At 57.1% G+C, this 7,367-nt stretch carries 6 protein-coding genes and 1 pseudogene; 6 read left to right on the forward strand and 1 reads right to left on the reverse strand.

Translation table 11 applies throughout. The features are described from left to right. Window positions 1-4: 4 nt before the first annotated feature. Both AWB79_RS27340 and ggt read left to right on the forward strand, forming a co-directional pair. On the forward strand, window positions 5-1,264 hold the full coding sequence (locus AWB79_RS27340; RefSeq protein WP_061170572.1) for an MFS transporter: 1,260 nt from the start codon (window positions 5-7) through the stop codon (window positions 1,262-1,264). 90 nt (window positions 1,265-1,354) lie between these two features. Then, window positions 1,355-2,935 (forward strand): gamma-glutamyltransferase, encoded by a 1,581-nt coding sequence (gene ggt / locus AWB79_RS27345; RefSeq protein WP_061170573.1) that lies wholly within the window; start codon window positions 1,355-1,357, stop codon window positions 2,933-2,935. Between the two features lie 28 nt (window positions 2,936-2,963). Here the strand turns inward: ggt and AWB79_RS40855 are convergent, their stop codons facing one another. Further along, a complete protein-coding gene (locus AWB79_RS40855) occupies window positions 2,964-3,272 on the reverse strand; it encodes an IclR family transcriptional regulator domain-containing protein (RefSeq protein ID WP_082862481.1) in 309 nt (102 codons plus the stop codon). Between the two features lie 753 nt (window positions 3,273-4,025). Between AWB79_RS40855 and AWB79_RS27350 the strand changes: the two genes are divergently transcribed. The 4 genes and pseudogenes from AWB79_RS27350 to AWB79_RS27365 form a co-directional block, all read left to right on the forward strand. Next, window positions 4,026-5,075, forward strand: coding sequence for an ABC transporter substrate-binding protein (locus AWB79_RS27350; RefSeq protein WP_061170574.1), 1,050 nt, complete (start codon window positions 4,026-4,028; stop codon window positions 5,073-5,075). A 75-nt stretch (window positions 5,076-5,150) separates the two neighbouring features. Beyond that, window positions 5,151-5,939, forward strand: a complete 789-nt coding sequence (locus tag AWB79_RS38955) for a carboxymuconolactone decarboxylase family protein (protein ID WP_082862482.1) — start codon at window positions 5,151-5,153, stop codon at window positions 5,937-5,939. Between the two features lie 45 nt (window positions 5,940-5,984). Next, complete coding sequence (locus AWB79_RS27360) at window positions 5,985-6,878, forward strand: NAD(P)-dependent oxidoreductase (protein WP_061170575.1); 894 nt, start codon at window positions 5,985-5,987, stop codon at window positions 6,876-6,878. A gap of 61 nt (window positions 6,879-6,939) precedes the next feature. After that, window positions 6,940-7,287: pseudogene (locus tag AWB79_RS27365) on the forward strand (ABC transporter ATP-binding protein); the annotation flags it as partial. Window positions 7,288-7,367: the final 80 nt, after the last annotated feature.

Genomic DNA, 7,367 nt, shown 5'->3' on the forward strand with positions numbered 1-7,367 from the left:
TTCAATGAATAGCCATGCGCTAGAGCGAGTTGCGTCCGTGCCTCGCTCCTCGTCGGCGTTACGTCGACTCATCGTCGCTTCATCGATTGGAAATGCACTGGAGTGGTTCGACGTCGTTGTCTACGGCTACTTCGCGGTGTCAATTTCGAAGGCGTTTTTCCCCGCGGGTAGTGATGGCGTATCTATCCTACTTGCATATGGGACGTTCGGCGTCTCCTATCTAGCGCGACCAGTCGGGGCTCTCTGGCTAGGCGCCATGGCTGACAGAGTCGGTCGGAAGTTCTCGATGTTGATTTCGATTGCCATGATGATGGTCGGCACGCTTCTCATCGCCATCATGCCCACCTACGCGCAAATCGGGCTTTGGGCACCGGCGGGCATCCTGATGGCCCGGTTGATTCAGGGCGTGTCAGCTGGCGGTGAGTTTGGAAGTTCGACCGCGTTGCTCGTCGAAAACGACCCTCGACGACGTGGCTTTATCGCGAGCTTCCAGTTCGCCAGCCAAGGTTTCGTCACGGTGATTGCATCGGTATTCGGTCTGACGCTTTCTCTTCTACTCACACATCAACAGGTCGACGACTGGGGCTGGCGCCTGCCATTTTTGTTCGGCTTGCTCGTAGGCCCCGTTGGCCTCTACATTCGTACTCACGTGGACGAGGGCGCTGAGTTCAAGTCCGCGACCCGTGAGCGTTCGCCGGTGAAGGAAGTCGCCCTGAATCAGAAAACAAACGTCGCTCTGGCGGTCGGTGCGTTGATAGTTTCCACGGTTGCTGCACACGTCATCATGTACATGCCGGTGTTTGCCGTAAAGCACCTGCACTTGCCCAGTAGCTCGGCTTTCACAGCCAATCTCATCGCGGGAATCGTGCTGACCCTTGGGACGCCGATTGTTGGCATACTTTCGGACCGAGTGGGCCGTACGCGTTTGATGGTAATCGCCGCAATTCTGTTCGCCGTGACTATAGTACCCGCGTTCTTCCTGCTCAAGACGTTTGTTGGCGTGTGGATGCTGATAGGCGTGATGTTCTGGCCGGCGACGCTCAAGGCGATGTACTACGGTGCGCTTCCGGCCCTTATGGCTGAGGCATTTCCACCCGAGACACGAGCCACCGGTATGTCGTTGAGCTACAACATTGGGACCACGATATTCGGTGGATTCACGCCCTTCATTGTTTCTATCATTGGGCTATATGCGGCAAGCGATGTAGCTTCTGCCGTTTATATGGTTCCATGCGCGCTGTTGAGCTTGGCTGCAACATTGTAGTTGCGCCGGAGACTCGTCACTGAGTGAGCCAGCCACTTAATCCTCGACCTGCAGGAAGGTGAAATGAAAGTCCAAAGAGCACATCGCCCGATGCGCGTAGGGAAGTCGGGAGCCGTGGCAAGTAACCATCCTGTTGCGACGCAGGCTGGCCTCGACGTCCTGCGCGCAGGTGGGAACGCGGTTGATGCGGCAGTTGCTGTGTCGCTCGCTCTAGGGGTTGCGGAGCCACACATGTCTGGTCTCGGCGGCGACGGGTTCTATCATTGCTTTTTCGCGAACTCGTCGCGAGGGGCGGTCTACAACGGTTCTGGCTTTGCGCCAGCTCGGGCGGTGAAGGATGGGATGACGCAACTTCCTACTCGAGGACCCGAAAGCGTGTCTGTGCCTGGCGCGATTGGCGCCCTTGGCCTAATGCACGCGCAGCAAGGAAGTATGCCGTGGGCTGAGTTGGTGGCACCGTCGATTGAGGCAGCGAAACACGGAGTAGGCGTGACGCACGTCTATCAACGATTCGCTGCTAAGTACGCTCACGAAATCCGACCGTTCTCACATGCGGCGCAGCTTTTCCTGCGAAATGGGGAGGCGCCGCAGATTGGAGAGTTCATCGTTCAGCCTCATCTCGCGGCTTCGCTCGAATTGCTCGCAAACAATGGGGCTGAGGGGTTCTACCGGGGGGCACTCGCCCAACTGATTGCTTCGGATATGCATGAAGCCGGCGTCCCGATTACGGCAGATGACCTTTCGAGCTTCCAGCCGCAAGTTCAAGCTCCCATCGGCGTCAATTACCGCGGTTACGAGATACATCAGACGCCGCCGAACTCTACGGGCTTCGTTCTACTGCAAGCACTTAAGCTTGTCGAAGCCCGGTTGCCGCGAGACGCGGCGTTCCTGTCGGCCGAGGTCGCGCACCTTCTCATCGAGGCAAAGAAGCTGGCATTCGTCGAGCGTGAGAAGTTCGGCGCTGACCCTTCGTTCGTGTCAATCCCGCTCGACGAGATGTTGGATGAGCGTTATCTGCAGACCTTGGCCGAGGAAATTGACTTGCGCCGCAGCGCGACACGCCCACTTCGACCTACACCCGGAGAGGGCAACACGACCTATTTCTGTGTCGTTGACCGATGGGGCAACGCTGTGTCTGCAATTCAAAGCCTGAACACCTGCTTTGGCTCGGGCATTGCCTTGGAGCGCTCTGGCATCCTTCTCAACAATCGAATGAACTGTTGGCATCTGGATGCGGAGCACCCCAACAAGTTGGCAGCAGGCAAGCGCGTTCGTCACACGATGAACGCGCCGATGGTGCTCAAGGATGGGAAGGTCTGGGCCGTCTTCGGCACACCAGGAGCGGACGACCAGGTTCAGACCAACTTACAAATCGCGGTTGGCTTAATCGACTACGACATCGACCCCCAGAGCCTAGTTGAAGCGCCGCGTTGGAGCAGTTCGCAGACGGGACAAAGCGCAAATTGGCCGCATGGAGGCGACGACGCGCTGACTGTCGAAGACACGATGCCGAGCGCAGTGCGCGATGGACTCAGAGAACGGGGTCACCAACTGGTCGAAGTTCCGTATCGTGAAGGTCCCTGCAGCGTTGCTTGTATCCGTGTATTAGACAATGGTGCCAAGGTGGCAGCCTCGGACCCGAGACGGGACGGTTGGGCTGCAGCATACTAACCGTTGCTGTTGCTGAGAGTTGCGACAGTTACGAGCGCATGCGGCGAGGAACCTTCGCTTCAGCTTCCTCGTCCGACTCAACTTCTTCGATTGCGCCGAGGATTTTGGTGATGCGAAGAGACGCAGCCTGCAACACGGGTATGAGCAGCGTGATTTCTTCGAGCGATTTGCGTGCCTTTGGAGCCGAGATGCTCAAGCACGCGATGATTCGGCCGTTGGGTCCTGAGATTGGAACCGCGGCACCGACTACGCCAATCGCGAACTCGGAGTCGTTGGTCGCGTAGCCTTGCTTTCGTACTTGTTCGATTTTTAGTCGCAGACGGTCAGGGTCAACGATGGTTTACGGGGTGATAGGTTCCCACGGCCCACTGAGCATGTAGCGTCGAGCTGCTTCTTCTCCATGTTCGCGAGAAATACGCGCCCGCTCGAGGTGCAGTGTGCCGGCGCACTGTGACCCTTCTGAAAATTCAATGTCAGCGGCGAATTCCCGATGGCACTATCGATATAAGCCACCGGAGCCACGCAGTACGCCTTGGCTTACCGTCTCAGCAGTCCGGCGCGACAGTTCCATCAGGAGCGCATTGAGAGGGCCGTGCAACATCGACGCAGCGAGGATATTCGTTGTCAGTTCGAGGAGGCGAGGTCCGACCTGATACCGTCCGTGCTCCATCCCGTGCTCAAGGAAGCCAAAATCTTCAAAACTATCCGCAGCCCGTGGCTCGCTCCGGCGTCTTCCTCGCATTGGTGGAATCACCTAGCGTCCGTCTCTACCAGCCCAGGTTTCCAGCCAAGTCCTCATGTGCTGCGTTGCAGCGGAACGTGGCCTTGCGCGTACGAAAGCCTTTGGTACTTGCACGAAAGCGGCAAGAGATTCTTTTCCGCACCGCACAATATCATCCGTCTGCAAATGACCTTGAATTAGGCGTTGAGTTTTCGGCAACGCTCGCAACACTGGACGGCACTGGTCACCAAAATAATGCCGATGCTTAATCGAATCACGGCAGAACAAAACCATAGATGCCTACTGTTCCGAAGGTCGTCTTTTGCCGAAGCGCCGTAAGTCGGACAGTGAAAACTTAGGAGATTTCCAATGAAGAGACGTGTTCTGACTATCTCCGGTAAGGCAGCCCTACTTACCGCCCTCGGACTCGCGGCCTATCAACAAGCCAATGCGGCAGACCTCGTTGTGGCCGGCTTTGGGGCAGTATTCGAAGACCTGATTCGACAAGATGTCGCGCCGGGCTTTGAAAAGGCACAGTCCAGCAAAATTACGTACGTCGCAGGTAACTCAACGGATAATCTCGCAAAAATCATCGCCCAAAAGGGCAATGAACAAATCGACGTTGTCATGCTCGACGACGGTCCTATGCGTCAGGCTGTAGCGCTCGGACTCTGTCGCCCTCTCGAATCCAGTTCCGTCTATAACAATGTCTATCCGTCACTTAAGGTGTACGGGAACAACGCCACCATGATTGGCGTTGCAGCCAACGGTCTGATGTACAACACGAAGGTCTTCAAGCAAAACAATTGGGCTCCGCCGACATCTTGGAGCGACCTGAAAGACCCGAAATACAAAGGAAAAGTCGTCTTCCCTCCGCTCAGTAACGGTTTTGGGTTGGCGGGCTTCCTCGCAATCAATCGATTGGGGGGAGGGACCGATTCGAATGTCGAACCAGCCTTCAAGGTCTTTAAGGCCGACTACGCTCCGAATGTAGCAGCATTCTCGCCGACGCCTGCAGACATGAATCAGATTTTCCAGGCCGGCGAGGCTGTCTTAGCTGTCAATGGGAGCACTCGCACCGCCGCTTTGGCCGACACAGGATTTCCCGTCGCCTTCGTGTATCCGAAAGAGGGCGCATATGCGGGCGGAATGGCTGCGTGCGCCGTGGCCGGGGGACAGAACAAGCCGGCTGCGATGAAGTTCGTCGAAACGTTGCTGAGCCCGGAATCGCAAACAGTCATCGCGAAGAAGTTCTACGCGGGCCCCGCGAACAGCAAGGTAGTGTTGCCGCCTGACCTGCAAAGCAAGGTCCCTTATGGGGAATCACAGATTTCGTCGCTGCAGATGCCCGACTGGAACGTCGTCAACTCGAAACGAGCTGAGTGGACGCAACAGTTCAATCGCATCATCCAAAAATAACGCGGACGGCGCTCAACAAACTTTATATTCCAGACCCGTTAATTAAGTACAACTACTGAATAAGGAGTTTCTCTGATGATGGACATAGCGCAGTTTGATAAAGGAACGGAAACTCGCCTTTCGGTTTTCGGCCCCGATTACGCCCAGGCGCAGGCAGCCAAGACCGATGAGTTTTCACGTGTGATGCGTGACTTCGGCATCGAATATAACTGGGCGTCCATCTGGAGTCGTCCGAATCTCGATTACAAGACTCGCGGGTTTCTGAACATTGCGACGCTCACCGCGCTCAAGCTGCCGAATCAGTTGGCTGACCATGTTCGCGGCGCCTTGAAGAACGGCGCGACGCCCATCGAGATTCGCGAGGTGTTGCTGCAATCGGCTGCCTACGTTGGCGTGGCCGCTGGCGCCGCCGCCTTTGGGGTTGCCTTGACCGTGGTCACGGAGGCCGGACTCCAGAACCAAATGCCGAGCGAATCGGAGCCGACGTATGGGCCGGGCGAACTCCTCGCCTACGGGCACAAGGTCCGTGAAGAAGTTTTCGGCAGCGAGCACGTACGCAACACGGCAACCGATGACCCCTTCACTAAGGAGTCTCGGCAACAGCAAATAGCTTACATCTTCGGCGCCATTTGGGGCCGTGGTGTCCTGGACTACAAGACGCGTTCGCTTCTTAACGTTGCGACGATGATTGCGCTCGGCCGCGCACCTGAGCTGGAGCTCTACATGAAGTCAGCGGTCAGGCACGGAGCCACGGCGGACGAGATTAAGGAGGTCTTGCTCCAAGCCTCGGTCTATGCAGGTGTGGCCGCAGGCGCAGAGGGTTTCAGGGTCGCAAAAAAGGTACTCGCGGACGCGACGGCGTAAGCGGCTCTCTCAGCACATTAACGAAAGCAAGTACAGGAGTTTCAAATGGCAAATCAAGACGCGCAGACCCGCGGACCGGTCGGAGTTATCGGACTGGGAAACATGGGCGGCGGAATGGTCAAGGCGCTGGCTCGAAAAGGCTACAACGTCATCGCGTACGACGTCTCCGAACCTGCGCGCAAGCGTGCTTCTGAGGGAAGCGACGGCGTACTGGTGGTCGACAGCCTTGAGCAGGTATTGGACCGAGCTCGGACCGTTGTCATTTCGCTGCCGCGTCCCGAGCACGTCGGTGCGGTGCTCGGCGAGAACGGCTTGCTCAAGACGAGTAGACCGGCCACGCTCGTTATCGATGCGTCGACGAATTCCCCGACTCTGACAATTGAATTGGGCAAGAAGCTGGCGGGGCAAGGGCACGCGCTAGTCGATGCGCCGGTCAGTGGCGGTGCACGGGGCGCCGCAGAGGGAACGCTCTCGATTATGGTCGGTGGAAGCGACGATGATATCGAGGCGGCTATGCCCATCCTCAATGCACTTGGCACGACGGTAAAGGCAATCGGGATGAGCGGCACAGGTCAAATCGCGAAGCTCGTCAACAACGTCCTGACCGCAGCCAACCGTGTAGCTGCAGGAGAGGCATTCTTCGTCGGTTCCCGAGCTGGTGTCCCGGTTGAAGACCTTGTTACGGTTGTCAATGCTTCCAGTGGCGGCAGTCGCATCACCGAAAAGAACTACCCGGCCTTCGTCCTCACGGGCGCATTCAACTCCGGCATGACGATGGGTCTCTTGGAAAAGGACATCAGTTTGATGCTGGCTCTTGCCGAGCAGACGGGTTCGTCGGTTCCGGTTCTGAAGGCTGTCGTCGAACGCTGGCGCACCCTCCGCGAGCATCACGGCTACGACGCAGACGCGATGCGCTCCACGCAAATCGCTGACCTTTGATGGTCCACGCCGCTCCGCGGATTTGCGGAGCGGTCCCTTTCAATCTCAGGAAAGACGAGCTATGGGTTTCCTCACAATAGAAGGATTGACCAAGTGTTACGACTCCCAGGTCAGTGTGGACTCTTTCACGCTTGACGTAGCGAAGGGTGAGTTCGTGACGCTGCTTGGTCCCTCAGGCTGTGGAAAATCGACCACCCTGCAAATGATTGCTGGGTTCGTTGAGCCGACCAAGGGTAGCATCTGGCTCGCCGGAAAAGACCTCACTAACGTCCATCCAAGCAAGCGCGGCCTCGGCATTGTCTTTCAGAGTTACGCACTCTTTCCGCACATGACGGCAGCGGAGAACGTCGAGTTCGGCCTGCAAATGCGCAAGGTGCCGAAGGCCGAGCGCGCTCAAAAAGTAGACGAGGTGTGAGATTGACCCGCCAAAACGGACACCTATCCTTTGGAAAAAGGGGGTGCCAAAATGGGCAAGCATCGAGCACCGTA

This window comes from Caballeronia hypogeia, from assembly GCF_001544875.2.
Lineage (GTDB): Bacteria > Pseudomonadota > Gammaproteobacteria > Burkholderiales > Burkholderiaceae > Caballeronia > Caballeronia hypogeia.

What these genes read in the sequence shown, in the direction of transcription:
- AWB79_RS27340 (WP_061170572.1), top strand. Translation starts at nt 5, where the DNA reads ATGAATAGCCATGCGCTAGAGCGAGTTGCGTCCGTGCCTCGCTCCTCG.
- ggt (WP_061170573.1), top strand. Translation starts at nt 1,355, where the DNA reads ATGCGCGTAGGGAAGTCGGGAGCCGTGGCAAGTAACCATCCTGTTGCG.
- AWB79_RS27350 (WP_061170574.1), top strand. Translation starts at nt 4,026, where the DNA reads ATGAAGAGACGTGTTCTGACTATCTCCGGTAAGGCAGCCCTACTTACC.
- AWB79_RS38955 (WP_082862482.1), top strand. Translation starts at nt 5,151, where the DNA reads ATGATGGACATAGCGCAGTTTGATAAAGGAACGGAAACTCGCCTTTCG.
- AWB79_RS27360 (WP_061170575.1), top strand. Translation starts at nt 5,985, where the DNA reads ATGGCAAATCAAGACGCGCAGACCCGCGGACCGGTCGGAGTTATCGGA.